The 17850-nt window shown below is 50.4% G+C and carries 25 protein-coding genes and 1 tRNA gene; 24 read left to right on the top strand and 2 right to left on the bottom strand.

Annotated elements, in window-relative coordinates:
- Positions 1 to 70 precede the first annotated feature (70 nt).
- Positions 71 to 1252, bottom strand: a complete 1182-nt coding sequence (locus tag BFG58_RS02115; protein WP_069719098.1) for a diguanylate phosphodiesterase — start codon at positions 1250 to 1252, stop codon at positions 71 to 73.
- A gap of 487 nt (positions 1253 to 1739) precedes the next feature.
- On the opposite strand from BFG58_RS02115, the gene BFG58_RS02120 reads away from it, so the two are divergent.
- The 12 genes from BFG58_RS02120 (at position 1740) to BFG58_RS02170 (ending at position 8076) form a co-directional block, all read left to right on the top strand.
- The gene (locus tag BFG58_RS02120) at positions 1740 to 2189 is read left to right on the top strand and encodes a VOC family protein (protein ID WP_069719099.1); all 450 of its coding nucleotides are present in this window, start codon (positions 1740 to 1742) and stop codon (positions 2187 to 2189) included.
- Between the two features lie 375 nt (positions 2190 to 2564).
- Positions 2565 to 2789, top strand: coding sequence for a DinI-like family protein (locus BFG58_RS02125; protein WP_069719100.1), 225 nt, complete (start codon positions 2565 to 2567; stop codon positions 2787 to 2789).
- 388 nt (positions 2790 to 3177) lie between these two features.
- Positions 3178 to 3780, top strand: coding sequence for a DUF1367 family protein (locus BFG58_RS02130; protein WP_069719101.1), 603 nt, complete (start codon positions 3178 to 3180; stop codon positions 3778 to 3780).
- A 4-nt stretch (positions 3781 to 3784) separates the two neighbouring features.
- Positions 3785 to 3985 carry a hypothetical protein gene (locus BFG58_RS24245; RefSeq protein WP_083261447.1) on the top strand — a complete coding sequence of 67 codons (201 nt, stop codon included), beginning with the start codon at positions 3785 to 3787 and terminating at the stop codon, positions 3983 to 3985.
- A 2-nt stretch (positions 3986 to 3987) separates the two neighbouring features.
- A complete protein-coding gene (gene rusA, locus BFG58_RS02135; protein WP_069719649.1) occupies positions 3988 to 4350 on the top strand; it encodes a crossover junction endodeoxyribonuclease RusA in 363 nt (120 codons plus the stop codon).
- Entirely contained in the window at positions 4347 to 5180 is an 834-nt protein-coding gene (locus BFG58_RS02140; RefSeq protein ID WP_069719102.1) for an antitermination protein, read from the top strand. The genes rusA and BFG58_RS02140 overlap by 4 nt, the downstream gene beginning before the upstream one ends.
- A gap of 342 nt (positions 5181 to 5522) precedes the next feature.
- Positions 5523 to 5596 (top strand) — tRNA-Arg (locus tag BFG58_RS02145).
- Between the two features lie 89 nt (positions 5597 to 5685).
- Positions 5686 to 5877 (top strand): hypothetical protein, encoded by a 192-nt coding sequence (locus BFG58_RS02150; protein WP_069719103.1) that lies wholly within the window; start codon positions 5686 to 5688, stop codon positions 5875 to 5877.
- 668 nt (positions 5878 to 6545) lie between these two features.
- Entirely contained in the window at positions 6546 to 6770 is a 225-nt protein-coding gene (locus BFG58_RS02155) for a class II holin family protein (RefSeq protein WP_069719104.1), read from the top strand.
- On the top strand, positions 6748 to 7242 hold the full coding sequence (locus BFG58_RS02160; protein ID WP_069719105.1) for a lysozyme: 495 nt from the start codon (positions 6748 to 6750) through the stop codon (positions 7240 to 7242). The genes BFG58_RS02155 and BFG58_RS02160 overlap by 23 nt, the downstream gene beginning before the upstream one ends.
- Entirely contained in the window at positions 7239 to 7700 is a 462-nt protein-coding gene (locus BFG58_RS02165; protein ID WP_069719106.1) for a lysis protein, read from the top strand. Before BFG58_RS02160 ends, BFG58_RS02165 begins: the two co-directional genes overlap by 4 nt.
- An 82-nt stretch (positions 7701 to 7782) precedes the next feature.
- Positions 7783 to 8076, top strand: coding sequence for a hypothetical protein (locus BFG58_RS02170; RefSeq protein WP_069719107.1), 294 nt, complete (start codon positions 7783 to 7785; stop codon positions 8074 to 8076).
- A gap of 27 nt (positions 8077 to 8103) precedes the next feature.
- Here BFG58_RS02170 and BFG58_RS02175 read toward each other — a convergent pair whose 3' ends face one another.
- Entirely contained in the window at positions 8104 to 8466 is a 363-nt protein-coding gene (locus BFG58_RS02175) for a hypothetical protein (RefSeq protein WP_083261448.1), read from the bottom strand.
- Positions 8467 to 8881: 415 nt separating this feature from the next.
- Between BFG58_RS02175 and BFG58_RS02180 the strand changes: the two genes are divergently transcribed.
- The 12 genes from BFG58_RS02180 (at position 8882) to BFG58_RS02230 (ending at position 17842) form a co-directional block, all read left to right on the top strand.
- Positions 8882 to 9085: a hypothetical protein gene (locus BFG58_RS02180; protein ID WP_048244212.1), complete on the top strand. Its 204-nt coding sequence runs from the start codon at positions 8882 to 8884 to the stop codon at positions 9083 to 9085.
- A 34-nt stretch (positions 9086 to 9119) separates the two neighbouring features.
- A complete protein-coding gene (locus tag BFG58_RS02185) occupies positions 9120 to 10109 on the top strand; it encodes a terminase small subunit (RefSeq protein WP_069719108.1) in 990 nt (329 codons plus the stop codon).
- Positions 10087 to 11394 (top strand): terminase family protein, encoded by a 1308-nt coding sequence (locus tag BFG58_RS02190; protein ID WP_069719109.1) that lies wholly within the window; start codon positions 10087 to 10089, stop codon positions 11392 to 11394. The genes BFG58_RS02185 and BFG58_RS02190 overlap by 23 nt, the downstream gene beginning before the upstream one ends.
- Before the next feature lies 1 nt (position 11395).
- Positions 11396 to 12784, top strand: coding sequence for a DUF4055 domain-containing protein (locus BFG58_RS02195; protein ID WP_069719110.1), 1389 nt, complete (start codon positions 11396 to 11398; stop codon positions 12782 to 12784).
- 1 nt (position 12785) lies between these two features.
- Positions 12786 to 13883, top strand: coding sequence for a phage minor head protein (locus BFG58_RS02200; RefSeq protein ID WP_069719111.1), 1098 nt, complete (start codon positions 12786 to 12788; stop codon positions 13881 to 13883).
- An 80-nt stretch (positions 13884 to 13963) separates the two neighbouring features.
- Positions 13964 to 14734 carry a hypothetical protein gene (locus BFG58_RS02205; RefSeq protein WP_069719112.1) on the top strand — a complete coding sequence of 257 codons (771 nt, stop codon included), beginning with the start codon at positions 13964 to 13966 and terminating at the stop codon, positions 14732 to 14734.
- 11 nt (positions 14735 to 14745) lie between these two features.
- Positions 14746 to 15699: a major capsid protein gene (locus BFG58_RS02210; protein ID WP_069719113.1), complete on the top strand. Its 954-nt coding sequence runs from the start codon at positions 14746 to 14748 to the stop codon at positions 15697 to 15699.
- 2 nt (positions 15700 to 15701) lie between these two features.
- Positions 15702 to 15980, top strand: coding sequence for an Ig-like domain-containing protein (locus tag BFG58_RS24425; protein ID WP_368072904.1), 279 nt, complete (start codon positions 15702 to 15704; stop codon positions 15978 to 15980).
- 36 nt (positions 15981 to 16016) lie between these two features.
- Positions 16017 to 16499: a DnaT-like ssDNA-binding protein gene (locus BFG58_RS02215; protein ID WP_069719114.1), complete on the top strand. Its 483-nt coding sequence runs from the start codon at positions 16017 to 16019 to the stop codon at positions 16497 to 16499.
- On the top strand, positions 16499 to 16849 hold the full coding sequence (locus BFG58_RS02220; protein ID WP_069719115.1) for a hypothetical protein: 351 nt from the start codon (positions 16499 to 16501) through the stop codon (positions 16847 to 16849). Before BFG58_RS02215 ends, BFG58_RS02220 begins: the two co-directional genes overlap by 1 nt.
- Before the next feature lies 1 nt (position 16850).
- The gene (locus tag BFG58_RS02225; RefSeq protein ID WP_069719116.1) at positions 16851 to 17435 is read left to right on the top strand and encodes a hypothetical protein; all 585 of its coding nucleotides are present in this window, start codon (positions 16851 to 16853) and stop codon (positions 17433 to 17435) included.
- On the top strand, positions 17432 to 17842 hold the full coding sequence (locus tag BFG58_RS02230) for a DUF4128 domain-containing protein (protein WP_069719117.1): 411 nt from the start codon (positions 17432 to 17434) through the stop codon (positions 17840 to 17842). Before BFG58_RS02225 ends, BFG58_RS02230 begins: the two co-directional genes overlap by 4 nt.
- Positions 17843 to 17850 lie beyond the last annotated feature (8 nt).

Raw genomic sequence — 17850 nt, forward strand, 5'->3', positions numbered from 1 at the left:
CTGCGCCCGCTTTGTGTACTTATCGGACATTACACTTTGCTTATCACAGAAGAATGTCTAAAGTTTCATTTTAACATTCTTTAAACTCATTAGATTCTGGCCAGAAGATCGTTAAAGATCCATTTTTATCATATTTTGAAAAAAGATTGCCCTGGAAGCAAAATATCCCAGCGGATTCTAACCACATCCATTCTTCTGGTTGTTCGACACCTGTTGCACAAATCCTTATCTCTAAAAGTTCGCCGCAACGTATTAAGCTTTGCAGTATCGCCTGTTTGGAACCGTCTTTATGTATGTTTTGGATTAGTTGAGGGTGTATTTTTAGCTTCTCAGGCTGAAATTTTGAAAGAAACAATAAACCTGCATTTCCTACACCAAAGTCATTAATAGCAACGCTTAAACCGCAACTTTTGAGTATCTGCACTGAATGCGCGAACTCATCAACTTCAGGGATTATTTCGCTCTCTGAAAACTCAACTATAACTTGTTCTGGGTATAAGTTACTTTCTCTGATGTAATCGAGCAATATCTCAATCGCATTAGGTACCCTCAGTAAGGTTAAAGGCAGGAGTGTTATTGATACTCGTTGTGAAGAGGTAATGAAACTCCCTGCGATTTTTAACAAGTCTCTCTTCGATTCCAAATCAAAAAATAAATTATTGGCTTTTATATCGTCTTTATCTGATTTTGCACTCAAGACAAAAGAATGAATTTGAGCAGCCAGAGGGTCTATAACTGCATGCATGTCTTCGATAATATCGGGATCAACCGATGATACATTTATTTGATCGGATGAAAAAAACCAACTGAATCTATCAGGAAGTTCATAATAGCTGTCTGTCTCAGCAGAATCTATAAATGTACGGAAAAACCGTAATGCTCTGTCGTTGTAAAGCAATTTATGTTGGGTTGTTCCACGTTGAAGAACCCTGTCCAGACACTCTTCTTTACTGAATAGTCTTATATCAATTAATTCCATGCCTGAGCGACCAAATCGTCGATAGGGGGCATAATCGGATAAGAGTTCTACAATGTTAAAGTGAAGTGCATCCATACAAATTTTTTTATAGATTTGCATTACAGCGATTTCATCTCCTTCCAGAAGCTGTAAGAAATGAACGCCATTAAAAAGTAAAACACCAGTTACCCCCGCACGTTCATTTCGGGAATTGGCTTCACTAACCATGTCAACTATGGATTGAATTGGTGTATCAGCTCGCAGGTGGCTTCGGTAGATGAGAGTGGTAAGCATAGTTGCACACTTTAAAGGATTTTCTACTAAAGTAGCATGCGAAAGGTCAGTTAGGGCTATTTAACTGAAAAATTTACAAAAAAGAGTCCGGTAACATTAAAATTGTCCATGAAGAGTAAAATGCTTCACAAAAAACCATTCAATAACCGTGGTTAAAGCCCGCGAGATATGTTTGGCTCTGCAACATAAAAATTGCCTGGTATGCGCACGTGACAAAGTAAAAATTGATTCTAAGATTTTGGTAGTGAAAATGATTACATGGAGTTTCGAATGGTTTTTATTGCGGCTTTAACTTTATCTTTTCTTCTGTGTGTAGCGGGCCTTATCTTCATTTTGCTGGAGTTAGTTAGCATAGGCTGCAACCCTGAACGACATTGAACAATACGTGCAAGAAATCCAGCAAAATCACTGATTGAAAGTCTCTTGACCTCAAGTTAACTTGAGCTTTTAAGATGGCGATTCTGGAGATAGTTAAAGGATTAGCCTAATGAAAGAGATTGATGTCGGTTTTACGCACGTTGCGTTTGTTGTTAGAGATTTGGAAAAAAGTATCGATTTTTACGGCCGTTATGCTGGCATGGAAGTCGTACACAGTCGAGAGCCTGACCTTCCGGAGGCACGTAGAGTCGCATGGTTAAGTGACCGAACTCGCCCTTTTGCGCTTGTCCTTGTCCAGGTTGATGCTGTGACTGACACCCCTTTAGGTAATTTTGGTCACTTGGGAGTAGCTTGTTCAAGCATTGAAGAAATCGACAATAAGGTAGCGATGGCCAGAATGGAAGGCATCTTGCGAAAAGAACCGACTCAGGCAGGCGAACCGGTAGGTTATTATGTCTTCTTCGCTGATCCTGATGGCAACACACTTGAACTTTCTTATGGTCAGAAAGTCGGGATCGAGGCTTTCCGTCAAGATGATAGAGTGCCTGCATCTCAGTAAATTTCGATAACCGGTTGGATTACATTACGCTTTGGTAATGTTTCATGTCGTTTTAGAGCTTGCTGACTAATTTTTTCTTAGTAACAGCAAGCTCCATAATCGCCTTTGCAAATTTTCATCTTATTAATTTCATTTCAAAATCAAAATTTAGTAGCGAAACTGCACAAAACTCTGGTGAAAGCTATTCAACATAACTGTTGATTGTTGACGACCAAATCTGAGTTCCCTCCCATAGTGTCCTTAATACAGATACCTGCAAGCCTGCAAGCCTGCAAGAGCTCCATAGTGCTAACACTCTTTAATCGTTGCAAAATCCGTGAGATACGTTTATAAATATACTGTATATGCATACAGTTGTTCGTTGCGGAGGGGAAAATGAAAATCGAGTTAACCATTGATCGCATGAAGAAACTTCCTGATGAAGCTATACCTGCACTCGAGTCAGAACTGTTCAAAAGGCTCAGTAAACAGTTCGACAATTGCCAGCTTACGATTAAGCGTGCCAGTAATGACAGTTTGAATGTTTTCGGGGGCGACAAGAAAGAGGTCGAACATATTGTGCAGGAGACCTGGGAAAGCGCGGACGAGTGGTTTTATTAATCGCGTGAATTTCACTGGAGCAGTTTCAAAGAGTATCGCTGTTTGCGTTCCCCTGGCTGTTCCCGATTCCTGTTTACCGCGTCAATAAGTCGCTCTGGGGGAAATAGTGTGTAGTGCAGATGCCTTTAATGCAGATGATCAATGGTACGACGTGGTCAGAAGGGCCGATAAAGCAGTTATCTATAGCTTCCCGGCGGAAGGGAGATATCTGGTTTATCGAGTAAATGGAATAGTTTCATTAAGACCGTTACTCGAAGAGGAAGAAATATTCACTCTCAACGGATTTATGCAATTTGCAAAACGGCTTGGGTACCGAATTACACCACCGTCTGATATTATTCTTTCATAGGCCTGAACACCCTATACCTGATGCGCCACGGAGAGAACCATGGCGCTAGAATTACAACTTATCAAACACCACTCAGGAATACTGATCCCGGCTACGCCCGAGACCAGCGATATTCTGCAATCCAAAACCCGGCTCGGTGATGTTCTTGTTGCCGAGTTTAGGCGGGTCCGTAACCCAGCATTTCACCGGCGCTTTTTCGCTCTTCTCAATCTCGGTTTTGAATACTGGAAACCAACCGGAGGGGCTATCTCGAGTAACGAGAGGAAGCTGATCACCGGCTACGCAAAATTCCTGGCTTCTTATGGCGGGAATGAGGGCGCGCTTATCGATGCTGCTGAACAGTATCTTGAGCAGGTTGCTTACCGGCGCGTCACGAATGGCATTAGCCTGTGCAAATCCTTCGATGCTTACCGCTCATGGGTAATCGTTGAGGCAGGGCACTTTGATGCCATTCAGCTGCCAGACGGAACACTCAAAAAGCATCCTCGCAGCATCTCGTTTGCCAACATGGACGAGCTCGAGTTTCAGCAACTCTATAAGGCCGCGCTCGATGTTCTTTGGCGCTGGGTTCTGTCCCGTTCATTCCGCAGTCGCGATGAGGCCGAAAATGTCGCCGCTCAGCTGCTTGGCTTTGCGGGGTGATGGAATGAAGAAGACCTGGTTCCACCACACCGATTGCAGCACCGAACAGGCCGACGAACTGGTTAAGCGTTACAAGGCCCGCGGGATACTAGTTGAGCGTAGCCTTAACCCTGACTACGTGACATGGACTGTCAGTGCATTCTTGCCGACCTCAAATACTCCAGCGCGCCCGGACAGCCGCTGGCGAAACCGGGTGTGGGGGTGAACGTGAAGACATATCAAATCACTTTACCCTGGCCGCCGAGCAATAACCGGTATTACCGGCACAACCGCGGGCGCACGCACATTAGCGCTGATGGTGTCGCGTATCGCTATGCGGTGGCCAGTGTCATTCGAAGCGCTCGTCTTAATATCCGGACGGCTGCACCACTCAAAATCCTAATTGAATGTCACATGCCCGACCGCCGGCGCCGCGATCTGGATAACCTGCAGAAAGCTGCATTCGACGCTTTAACCAAGGCGGGATTCTGGCTGGATGACTGCCAGATTGTGGATTATCGCGTTGTGAAAATGCCTGTCGTTAAGGGCGGGAAATTAGAACTCACCATTACCGAACTGGAGACCGCATGAATCTCGAAAATACACTCAAATATCACTTCGCCAAATCGACGATGATTAGCGACTCTCCGCGCGCTACGGCATCAGATGCATTAACCGGAACGGATATCATGGCTGCGATGGGCATGACGCAGGAACGGGCAGCTTTGGGATACAGCGCTTTTCTCGGAAAGATGGGGATCAGCAACAATGACCGGGAGAGGGCGATCGAGCTCCTGGCCCAGTACGCGTTGACTAAGTGCGATCGGGTTGCGGCATTACGAAAGCTTGATGCAGTGGTTAAACCACTGGTAATGCACCAACTGGCCACCTTCGCGTTCGAGGACTATTCCCGCAGCGCCGCCAGTGTGAAGCAGTGCGATGGCTGCAATGGGGAAGGGATTATTGACGCTGAGGTTTTCAGCATGAAGTCCCACACTCCGGCAAAAGAGAAGAAATTCGTGAAGATGTCGCTGAGTATGGGTGTCGAAAATATTCGACCTTCTGAGTATGAGGTACGGAGGCAGGTCAGGGAGGTAGCACGCGTTCTCTGCCCTCAGTGTAAGGGGAAGAAGGTTGTTAGTTGTGCCTGTAGAGATTGTCATGGCCGCGGGAAAGCTGTTAATCAGGCTCTTACAGAGCAGCAGGGCGTTCCGGTACTGGCTGATTGCAAGCGCTGCAGTGGGCGGGGGTTTGAGCGAATTCCATCAACGGAGGCTTATGCAGCTTTAAGGGAGATAACGGATGCAATCAGCCTCGATACCTGGAAGAAGTCTGTTAAGCCATTCTACGACCAGCTCATCACCAAGTTTGATATCGAAGAAGCCTGGGCTGATGCGCAGCTTAAGCAGCTAACAAAATAGGGTGTTATTTTATCGTGAGCTATTTACTTTTCCCGAAACTGTGGTAATTTTGCTCTAACGATGGATTATTGCCTTCGTTTAAAGCCCTGCGGTTTTCACCGTGGGGCTTTTTTTATCGCTGCACAAAGACTCTTCTTTTATGAAAAGGCCATTGGTAAGAAAAATCCTAAAGGGCTGCTTATGGTTTATCTCAGTATCATAAATTTCATTTCAACTGCTACTTTTTAAAAGGCATTTGATAATGCTCTCGATACCATAACTAGATTTATCTGGGTGTAAGCCCAAATCGCAGAGACAACTGCATGACCCGTTGACCAGTGCTCTCCAACTGGTCTTTTTTTTCCGCCATTAGCTCAACGGGAGAGAGCACGGAGCTTCTACCTCTGTGGTTCGGGGTTCGAATCCTCGATGGCGGATCAGCGCATACTTAATTTTTATTTAGTATTTCTAACGCTATAACGATGCGGATAAAGCTAAACTCTGTTTACCTAACGGAGGTGTAGCAATGAAAGAAGGCTTTTACTGGATTCAACACAACGGCAGAGTACAGGTTGCTTACTTCAGCAATGGTGTTACTGAAGACCTTGAGACGGGACTTACTTTTAATGGTATTTGGCACCTAACACAGGGTGACGACATCTGCGACAACGGAGAGGCCGAGGTGATTGAAGGCCCTCTGCCTGTACCATTTAAATGAATATATTCATCTGATTACGTGGCAGATTCTTCATATTGCACATATGCTTCTTAAACATCCTTCGGTATGGATGTTTCTGAAAGCGTTTTTTTGGTGGCTCCCCCTAAGCGGAGGGGCGGTTCAGCAGGACATTTCTCCAGAGTGTCCAACCAGCGCGCGGAAATGAATGCTGTGATCATTTCCACCGGGGGGCACCCGGCACCACTCCCTCAGTTATTGCCAACTAAGCTATTTATGCCTGCTTGTCCGAGCAGGTTTTTTTTTATTTTTCCCTTGTGTTTTGTAAGAGACCTCAGGGCTAAGAAAGGGTGCTAAACCTCAGTACGTGTTTTAGCAAAACGATCCTCGAAACATTACATGCTCGTATGAAACAAAAAAGCGCGGAGAACGACATCACTCCTCTCCGCAAAAATAATTCCATCTTCTGCCCGATTGTCTTTCTTTTATCCACTTAAGCTAAAGTCATGCCTTAATGTAAATAATAACATTTTTAAACTATGTGGATAGTTAATTATTTTCTCATGTAAATGGCTCTTCTTAAGGATCCTTTAATTTTTTGCTTTCCTAGCTAGAAAGTAGCTACGGAAAGTAAAAATCATCACTAGGCTGTCGTTCGGCGGCCTTTTTTATTTCCTCCACCCAACACCCGCACAAAGCGAGGTGAGAGCATGTATCGCATGGACAAATTAACCACCGGCGCTGCATACGGCGCTTCAGCTGGTAGCATCCTTAACGGCGTGCTGAATACCTACAGTCCCGAGCAATGGAACGCAATCGGCGTGCTGGTGGGTATCATCGTTGCCGTACTAACGTACCTGACAAATCTCTATTTCAAGATCCGAGAAGACAACCGCCGCAGTAGGAACCGAGATGAATACGACACTCAGAAATAAGCTGGTGGGTGCAATTGTCGGCGGATCCGGAGCAATCACTATTGCTGCCGTAATGTTGGGCAATGCAGATGGTCTTGAAGGGCGACGTTATTACGCCTATCAGGATGTGGTCGGCATCTGGACTGTTTGCGATGGCCACACCGGTACTGACATTCGCCGCGGTCACCGTTACACCGATAACGAATGTGACGCTTTGCTTCAATCTGACCTGCGCAAGGTAGCTGCAGCTATCGACCCGCTGATTAAGGTCCACATCCCTGAACCTACCCGCGCCGCGCTTTACTCCTTCACGTATAACGCAGGAGCGGGCGCATTTAGCAGATCGACGCTGCTGAAGAAACTGAATGCCGGTGATGTTCCGGGAGCATGCAAAGAGCTGCAGCGCTGGACGTATGCCGGTGGCAAGGAGTGGAAGGGGCTGATCACCCGGCGCGAGATTGAGCGTGAAGTTTGCGAGTGGGGCCAGAAATGAGCCGAATAACAGCCATCATCTGTGCTGTCGTTATCTGCCTGCTGATTTCCATGGCCTGGGCGATAAACCATTACCGCGACAACGCCATCGCTTATAAAAACCAGCGCGATAGGTTCACTGAACAGCTCATCCTGGCGAACGCCACCATCAAAGACATGCAGACCCGCCAGCGAGATGTCGCTGCGCTGGATGCTAAATACACAAAGGAATTAGCCGATGCGAAATCTCAGCTTGAAGATCTGCAGCGTTGCGTTAGCTCTGGCAAGTGTGGGCTGCACGTCAACGCCAGATGTCCCGCGAACGGAACGGCCGGCACCGGCGGCATGGGCAATGCTTCCGGCCCCAGACTTACTGACTCCGCTGAACGGGATTATTTCACCCTCAGAAAGCGAATCGTTACTGTAACGAAGCAGGTTGGCTATCTGCAGGATTACATTAGTGAGCAATGTCTCAAATAGCCATAAAAAAAGTTTTTGTGTCTTGATCGCATTTCGACCGCCCCCATGATGTAGGTTCACATGTTAAAAAAGGACAATAACAATGATTTATGATGTGACCACCTACTACATCAACAGCAAGACTGATGCAAACTTAATGCGTTACGACGTAATTAGTATTGACTCCGACACTTACCACGTGAAGGTGTTCGACAATCAGCAGCACGGGATTTCAACACCAGATTTAATTTCTCAAGTTGCCGAGTTCCAAATAACTCGTGCTGAATACAATGCAAGATATCAGGTCGGTGATCGATCGATTGTGAAAATGAACGCGGATCCAGGTTTTGAAAACACCATTACAGATCGACTTCAGGAACATCGAGACAGACTGTAGTAACTGTAACCGCCTACGGGCGGTTTTTTATTGCCACAGGAATCGTGTCGTTTGTGGCGTGAAAGTTATGGTGGCTTGGTTCCAGTTTTTTCCAGCAAGAATTTTCTCTATGCAGTGTGTGGCGTAAAGGCCATCTGGTGGAGTGAAAGAGATATATTCGCTTTCACTAGTTAACTTGAAGTCATGTATAGCCGCAATTGCTGTACGCCCGTCATAGTCAATGCTCCGAAAACAGGTAATCCTCGCTTCGTAAAACGTGTCGGGTAAACCCTCTAGCATGCATCCTGTGGCCCATTGCAAAAGCTGTTCATTTGAATACTCCGGCTGAGTGGTTGGAGCTTCCTGCTGCTTACTTATGAGCCGCTTAAATGTATTGAGAAAGGAAAACATGTCACCTCCATGGTTTTTTTCAAGGTAAGCATATTATTGCAATCCACCCGGAGAGATCCATCGTTAGGGTAATATCCATGATAAGGGATAACGACAATGATATCCCCACATGAGGGTAAGCCCATGAAGCACTGAAGCGGATAGTCCGTAGCCGAAAGGCAATGCAGCAGTCATTAAGCTGCCCCGAGTCGCGTAATGGCGAGCAGTTATAGCAGACCGATGTGAGAATAAATAAGGGAACATGCTCCGGTAAAGCAGCACGTACGCCATACGCGCATCGGTTATAAGCGGCGATGAAGCGACAGCAACTCAAGGGCATGAGCGCAGCCACTGCGAGAGTTTGGCAGGCATTACAGCAGGCATTCACTGAGTGCCTGTGATAATGCACAATAACTCCTCGTCATATGGAGGGGTTATGGAAGAGAAAGAGCAGTGGTTTTTTTCATGGAATGCTTACGATGCAACCACATGGGAGCACTTACCGGCGTATTCGTATGGTGAAGTCTACAGTTGCGATGGTGGACAATCCTCAGGTGAAATATTCGAGTCCTTAATGGCTGAAAAACAGAGGCTGCGAGAAAACCTCTGGATACAGTGCGTAGCATTCAACAAAGTTTAACCGCCTCAGGGCGGTTTTTTTATTGGAGTAAGCAATGGCAAAACCGGACTGGGGCGAGCTTCAGCAACGGTTCCTGTCCGAACATGCCGCAACCGGCGTATCCCCGAAGGAATGGTGTGAAGCGCAGGGACTGAACTATGCGACTGCCCGCCGATACATCAAAAAATCTTCTGCGCAAATTGCTTACAAATCTGCTCATAAAAAAATGCGCACTGCGCAAAAGGAAAAATGCGCAGAGCAGCTGGTGGATGATGATGGACTTACAACTCAGCAGCGCTTATTTGTCGCGGAGTACCTGAAGGACAACAACGCTACTGCCGCCGCTGCACGTGCTGGTTATAGTGATCCAAACTATGGTCGTCAGCTCATAGCGAATCCTAACGTTGCGCAGGCTATTGCGCAGCAGCAGAAAGCCTCCATTGTGCGCATGCTTGGCAGTGCCGATGAAGTCCTCGCCCAGATGTGGCAGCTCGCCACTTTCGATGCAAACCAACTCTCACAATTCCGCCGCGGTGCCTGTCGTTACTGCTGGGGCTTCGGTCATCACTACCAGTGGCGGGATGCAGTTGAGTTTGAAGAGAAAAGACTCGAGGCTGTTGAGCGTGACAGACGTGAACCCGAAGATTCCGGCGGTTACGGTTACGACCACAATCGAGAACCAAACCCCGAATGCCCGCGCTGCAATGGCGATGGCATCGGCCAGCCTTATTTCCCTGATACTCGCAAACTTCCGGCAGCTTCCCGTCTCGCTTACTCCGGCGTGAAGGTTGGCAAGAACGGCGTCGAAATTACAGCCATCAGCCGCGAAAAAATGTTCGAAGCGGTAATGAAACGACTCGGCCTGGCCGATAGCGAGTTCGCGCAGCGCCTGCAGCAGATTGAAATCGAACGTCGGCAGCTGGAGGTTGAGAAACTCCGTAAAGAGCTGGCCGGTGATGGTGAGGACGATGAACCAACCCCAGTGCAGATCAATATCAACGTAGTGGACGCGAGGGCAGATGATGGGGATCAGCCCGACACTTAACATTCCTCAGGCGCGCTTTCTCGCGATGCAGCACAAATTCAAAGCCTATGTCGCCGGGTTCGGTTCCGGTAAGACGTGGGTGGGTTGTGGCGGCATCTGTAAGGGGATGTGGGAGCATCCGAAAATTAACCAGGGCTATTTCGCGCCGACGTACCCGCAGATTCGTGACATCTTCTACCCGACGATTGAAGAGGTGGCCTTTGACTGGGGCTTGAACGTCAAAATCAATGAGGGGAACAAAGAGGTTCACTTTTACGAGGGGCGGCGCTACCGTGGGACAACCATCTGCCGTTCGATGGAGAAACCCGGCTCGATAGTCGGTTTCAAAATCGGTAACGCGATGGTGGATGAGCTGGACGTCATGGCGGCTGCCAAAGCGCAGCAGGCGTGGCGAAAAATCATCGCCCGTATGCGTTACAACATTCCCGGTCTGAGAAATGGAATTGACGTCACGACCACGCCGGAAGGGTTCAAGTTCGTCTACCAGCAGTTCGTGAAGGCGGTACGTGAAAAGCCAGAGCTTGCGGCTCTATACGGACTGATTCAGGCCAGCACGTTCGACAATGCAAAGAATCTACCGCCTGATTACATCCCATCGCTGCTGAGCTCTTACCCTGACGAACTGATTCAGGCATACCTGCGAGGGAAGTTCACGAACCTCAACAGCGGGACCATTTATCACACCTTCAACCGTAAGCTGAATAACTGTTCTGATGAGGTTCAGGATGGGGATCCGCTGTTTATCGGCATGGACTTCAACGTGGGGAAAATGGCCGCGATTGTTCACGTAAAGCGTAACGGTCTGCCGCGCGCTGTTCGTGAGTTAGTGAAGGTCTACGATACTCCGGCGATGATTAAGCGCATTCAGGAAGAGTTCTGGCGCTATGAGGACGGTCGCTACGTGAAGAGCCGGGAGATTTATATCTATCCGGATGCCTCTGGCGACTCCCGCAAATCGCAGAATGCTAGCAAGACCGATATTGCTCAGCTTAACGATGCTGGATTCAGCGTCATTGTTGATGATGCCAACCCGCCGGTTAAGGACCGCATCAACTCGATGAACGCCATGTTCTGCAATGCGAACGGCGAGCGTCGCTACCTGGTGAATGTGCAGAATTGCCCGGTTTACACCGAAAGTCTCGAGCAGCAAATCTGGGCGGCCAATGGCGAACCGGACAAATCAGCAGATAACGATCACCCCAATGATGCTGGTGGGTACTTCATCGTGAAGGATTACCCGATCGTGAAACCGGCATACTCAATCACCATGGACACCACTTTCTGATATGGCAAACGACGACATCACCTGGGTTCGACCAGAACACCGGGCGGCTTCTGCTGCCTGGAGGAAATACAGGGACTTCTGCAAAGGAGCTGAGGCCGTAAAGGCGGCGGGTAATAAATATCTGCCTTATCTCGACCCAACCGATAAATCCACACGCAACCGCAAACGCAACGAAGATTATCTGAGCCGAGCGGTGTTCTACGCCATTGCCGGCAATACGAAGATCGGCATGCTTGGGATGGCGTATCGCAAGGACCCCACGTTTAACGGTCCTGAGAAGCTGAAGTACCTGTTGGACAATGCTGACGGGGCCGGAACCAGCATCTATCAGCAGTCACAGCTGGTGGCTGAGAACGTGCTGGAAGTTGCGCGTGAGGGGCTTTATGTCGATTACGCTGAAGCCTCCGATGAAGCGATCATCCTCCGCTATCCGGCAGAGAACATTATTAACTGGCGAACAAAGCGAATTAACGGACGCGATCAGCTGGTGCTGGTGGTCCTGCGCGAATGCGTAGAAGAGCCGGATGGTTATGCTTACAAGGATGAAATACAGTACCGCGAGCTGGCGCTGGAAGAAGGGCGGTTCATATGCCGCGTATGGCGCCGGGCTGGTGGCACTGCAAGCGGAACCTACACCGTTGACAGCGAATATCATCCGAAGCCTAAAGGAAAGGACTACTGGGATGAAATTCCGTTTACCTTCGTCGGCGCTCAGAACAACGATCCCACTATCGATGATTCACCGCTGGCTGCACTGGTGGAGATAAACCACGGTCATTACCGAAACAGTGCTGACTATGAGGACAGCGTGTGGTTCTGTGGCCAGGTGCAGCCGTACATGACCGGGCTCGATACCGGCTGGCGCGATCACCTCGAGAAGAAGGGCGTGAAAATTGGTTCCCGATCACCGCTTTTGCTTCCCAAGGAGGGCTCGTTTGGCTATGCCCAGGCGCAGCCGAACATGCTGGCTAAAGAGGCCATGGACAGTAAGCGCGATTACATGGTGCAACTGGGCGCCCGACTGATTGAGCAGAACGCCACGGCGAAGACTGCGACGCAGGCGAGTGGTGAGCAAACATCTTCCACATCGGTGCTCGGTATCTGCGTTTCGAACGTTTCTGAGGCCTATACGCTGGCGCTGGGATGGTGTGCGAAATACCTCGGCATCAAGGGCGAAACGACGAGTTACACCATCAATCAGGAATTCATAGCGAAGGTCGCCGAGTCGGGCATGGTGACGGCAATCGTCAACGCCTGGCAGTCCGGTGCGCTGCGCGATAGCGATATGATTCGCGCACTGCAGAAACTCGATCTCATTGACCCGGCCGACAGTCCGGACGAGGTTATTGATGCGCTTCGCAATCAGGCACCAACGTTGACGGGAGGCTGATATGGCCACCATTAACGAAAGCCTGCGCGATGAGTCGATCGCACATTCCGTCTGGTTAAGTCGCTACGCCACCGGTGTGGCAAACCGGATGGTGAAGTTGCTCAACGAGACGGACGCAGAACTGTCGGCACGCCTGCTGGATGCGCTGGACAGATTGCCTCCTGAGAGCTTCACCGTTAGCCGTCTGCAGAGTTTACTGGGCAGCGTGCGTGAGCTTAACCATCGGGCCGTAGCCACCATGCAGGCAGGGCTCGAGAGTGAACTGGTGGGGCTGGCAAAGAACGAAGCCAGTTATCAGTTGAGCCTGTTCGATTCCCTTCTTCCATCTCAGGTGCTAGCGCGATATCCGCTGCAGGGCATCACTGCCGATATGGTGTATGCCGCGGCGATGGCGAAGCCCTTTCAGGGGAGGCTGCTGAGTGAGTGGGCAGATAATCTGGAATCGGACAGGCTGGCGCGCATCGTGAACGCCGTCCGCAGGGGTTATCTTGCCGGCGACACGGTAGAAACTATAGCCCGCAATGTTCGTGGCCACGCCAACAAAGACTATCGCGACGGGGCGCTGCAGATGAGCAGGGCAAACGCCGCCAGCATCGCTAAAACAGCTGTGAATCATCTGGCTGCCACAGCGCGCAACAGCTTCACCAGTGCCAACAGCGATATCGTGAAAGGCAAACAGTGGCTGTCTACGCTGGACAATAAAACCAGCCACGACTGCATTATTCGTGACCTGCTGCGCTATACCCTGGATAACAAACCGGTCGGGCATAAGGTGCCTTACCTACAGGGACCCGGGAAAGTTCATTTTTGCTGTCGTTCTACTGAAACCCTGATCCTCAAGTCGTGGCGCGAACTTGGCATCGATATCGGCGAGATGGACGAGGGGACTCGAGCTAGCATGGATGGACAGGTACCGGGGAAAACTTCGTATCTGGAATGGCTCGCGCGCCAGCCAGCACAACGCCAGGATCAGGTTCTGGGTGCCGAGCGTGGCCGTCTGTTCCGAGCCGGTGAAATCAACCTGGCTGATATGTTCACTGACAAAGGCGAATGGATATCCCTGGAACGTCTGAAGCAACTCTCAGGCACTGACAACTAACAACCACTTCTTACTTCACGCCCTAGCATCCGCCGGGGCTTTTTTATGGGCGAGGCCCGGCAAAATCCCGAGGGGAAAATATGTTAATTCGAAACATGCTTCTGAAATTCTATGCACCAGAAAGCGGCGGCGAGGGCAGCGGTGGCGGTGGTATCGAAATCACCCCAGAAATCCAGAAGCTGATTGATGAGCGTGTGACCAGCGAAGTCACGGGCCTGAAATCGAAAAACTCTGAGCTGCTGGGTACCATCAAGCAGCAAAAAGAAACCTTGTCACGCTTCGATGGTATCGATCCTGATGCTGTGCGCGGCATTCTCCAGCGTTTTTCCGACGACGAAGAGGCAAAGCTGATTGCCGCAGGAAAAATCGATGAGGTGCTCGATAAGCGCACCGAGCGTCTGCGTGCTGACGTTGATAAGCAGATTAAAGCCGCAAATGAACGCGCGGACAAAGCCGAAGCGTTCTCCAACAAATTCCGGGATCGAGTTCTGGGGGATGCAATCCGTGCAGCAGCCTCAAAAGCTGGCGCGCTGCCGGAAGCATCCGACGATCTGATTCTGCGTGCCAAAGGCACATTCCAGCTCAACGACGAAGGCGAGGCCGTAGCAGTTGATGCAAATGGCGATGTTCTGTTCGGTAAAGACGGCAAAACTCCACTAAGCCCGCTTGAGTGGGCGGAGTCTCTTAAGGAGACGGCTCCGCATCTTTTCCCACGCGCAGAAGGCACCGGCGCGGGCGGACACAAATCAAACGGCGGTGGCAGCCTGAAACGTTCCGAAATGAGCGCCAGCGACAAAGCGGACTACATCCGCAAGCATGGCCAGCAGGCCTTCCTCAAACTTCCGAAATAAGGGATTAACCCATGTCTACCACTGTTAATAGTGACCTGATCATTTATGACGATCTGGCGCAGACCGCTTTCCTCGAGCGCCGCCAGGACAACCTGGCAATTTTCAACGCGTCCTCCAACGGTGCGATCCTGCTGGATAACGAGCTGATTGAAGGCGATTTCCGCAAGAGAGCCTTCTACAAAGTGGGCGGCTCAATCGAATCGCGTGACGTTAACTCCACCGAAAAGGTGACGGGTAAGAAGATTGGCGCCGGTGAAGCCGTATCCGTCAAAGCACCGTGGAAATACGGTCCATACGAAACTACTGAAGAAGCGTTCAAACGCCGCGGCCGCTCTGTTGATGAGTTTTCCGAAGTAATCGGCACTGATGTGGCTGACGCGACACTTGAGGGCTACGTGAAGTACGGCCTGAAGGCGCTGACTGCGGCGATTGGCGCTAACGCCGACATGGTCGTAACCGCCGATATTGAGACCGACGGTAAAAAGACCCTGACACGCGGCCTGCGTAAGTACGGCGACAAGTTCAACCGTGTGGTGCTCTTCGTGATGCACTCTGCCACCTACTTCGACATTGTTGATGAGGCGATTGCCAATAAAATCTACGAAGAAGCGGGCGTGGTGGTTTACGGCGGGCAGCCAGGCACGCTGGGTAAACCTGTGCTGGTGACCGACACCATGGACGCTGATGCGATCCTTGGGCTGGTAGCTGGTGCGGTTACTGTCACCGAGTCTCAGGCGCCGGGCTTTCGTTCCTACGACATCAACGACCAGGAAAACTTGGCTATCGGATACCGCGCTGAAGGCGTGGTGAATGTCGACCTGCTGGGTTACAGCTGGGATACCTCCAAAGGCGACAACCCGGACCTGACCAAAATCGGCACTGCAGGTAACTGGAAGAAGCATTTCACCAGTAACAAATCAACGGCAGGCGTGCTGATCAAACTGGAATCCGCAGTGGGGGAGTAACGCTGTCAGCGGATAAAACCTCCGCAACCGCTGACAGCACCGATGCGGTCACCATTTCCCTGAAGTACACGCTAAACGGCGCAGGTGCTTCCGGCAAAACCGTTGCTTGGAGTTCAACGGGCGGCACGCTTAGCACGGCCAGTTCTCAGACCGGCTCTGCTGGTGGGGCGACGGTCAAGCTCACCTCTGATACGGCAGGTACTTTCACAGTCACCGGTACTGTTGATGGTATTGCTAAATCCAGTGAGGAGATCACCTTCACCCCGCCTGCCGCTGGCTAACCGATGGGGCATAAGCCCCATTCAACGGATGCTCAGATGATTATTACTGATATCACCGCCGCTGACGTTAACAGTTACGCCAGCGAAGATGAACTGGCGTCATTTGCCACGCTGAGAGGAGTTGAGCTGCCTGAAAAGCTCGCGCCGTTACTGATTAAGGCGATGGACTATTTGGAAGGGCTTGATTGGGTAGGTTCCAAAGCAGACCCTCGACAGCCGCTGGCATGGCCACGCGTGAATGTCATTCTGGATGGACACGACTTCCCACCCGACCAGGTGCCGCGGCAGGTTATCACCGCACAATGTATGCTGGCTATCGAGGCGATTGAGGGCGATTTGCTTTCAAGCGTTCGTGAGGCCGCGGTTAAAACCGAACGTGTCGAAGGCGCCGTAACCATGACCTATGCGGTTGCCGATGGTGAGGTGTTCACACCATCCTACCCGGCGGTAATGGCTATTCTCGGCAACCTGGCTGGTGGGCGTGGATATGCAATCAATGCTTTCGCGGAGCGCGCGTAATGGCCATCAACTATCAGCGAATGCAGGCGACAACGACTCGTATGCTCAAGCAGAACGGCATTGCATACAACGTCACGCGTAAGGGCACGTTAATCGTCATCGGTGGTGTGGAGCATCGTTCCGAGGATATCCAGTTCACCACCACAGGAGTTAAGACGGATTACGCGCCAGGCGAAATTGATGGAACAGTCATTGAAAACGGCGATGTTCGGATTGTCTTCACCGCTGAGAAGGAAATTATAACCGGCGATCTTATCGACATGGACGGCGTAAGGCATCGCGTGGTTAAGCCTAATCCGGTGAAACCGGGCGGTGTGGTGCTCTGCTACAAGTCTCAGTTGAGGGCATAGCATGAGCGATAACAAGGCGTTCACGGCTGCCATCACCGCGTTTTTGGACAAAGCCAAAGCGAATCAGGAAGCAGTCGTACGAGCTGTCGGCATTCGGATCCTTAATCAACTGGTGATGATGTCACCTGTCGGCAACCCGGAACTCTGGGGCATCAACCAGACGGCAGCTTCTTACAATCAGGCGGTATACGACCATAACGAAGCGCAAAAATCGGATCCTGCCAACCTGACTAAAACCGGACGGCTTAAGAAGAAAGCTCGACTGGTGGATGGGATGGATATCAAAGCGCCACCCGGATATACCGGTGGACGGTTTCGGGGCAACTGGCAGGTGTCTTTTGATGCACCGACCACAGATGAAACGGGCCGTATAGATAAAACCGGAAATCTGACAAAAGCCGCAGGGAATTACACGCTGTCGCTGTTCAAAGTCGGGATGAAGGCTATTTATTTCTGCAACAACGTCCCTTACGCGTATCGACTGGAGATGGGGCACTCTTCCCAGGCTCCGGAAGGGATGGTACGCATTACTGCTGCTGAGTTTCAGCGATTTTTTGAGGAAGCAGTAAGGGAGGTGACTAAATGATTCCCGATATCGCGGCGGTGCTGGCCGCAAGGCTCGGCGAGTGGGCTGATACTGAAGGTATCCCGGTTGCCTGGGAAAACGTGCCTTTTACACCGCCGTCTAATGGGCTCTATCTTGCAGTCCATGACATGCCCGCCACGCCGCGTACGCTGGACCTTGGATTGCGCTGCCGCATTTATTCAGGTGTATACCAGATTAACGTTGTGGCCCCAGCTGGCACAGGCCGTAACGATGTTGTGGCCCTGGCAGACCGTGTGGCTGAATTGTTCCCCGAGGGGCAGGAGATTGAAGGCAGGGGCTTTACGTGCTGGATTAGCAGCGAGCCTGGTATATTCCGCGGGATCCCTACACCAGTGTCCTACACCGTCCCTGTCAGCCTGAATTATCGGGCAGACATTACCAGCTGATTCCCTCT

This window comes from Enterobacter sp. ku-bf2, from assembly GCF_001742765.1.
Lineage (GTDB): Bacteria > Pseudomonadota > Gammaproteobacteria > Enterobacterales > Enterobacteriaceae > Enterobacter > Enterobacter quasiroggenkampii.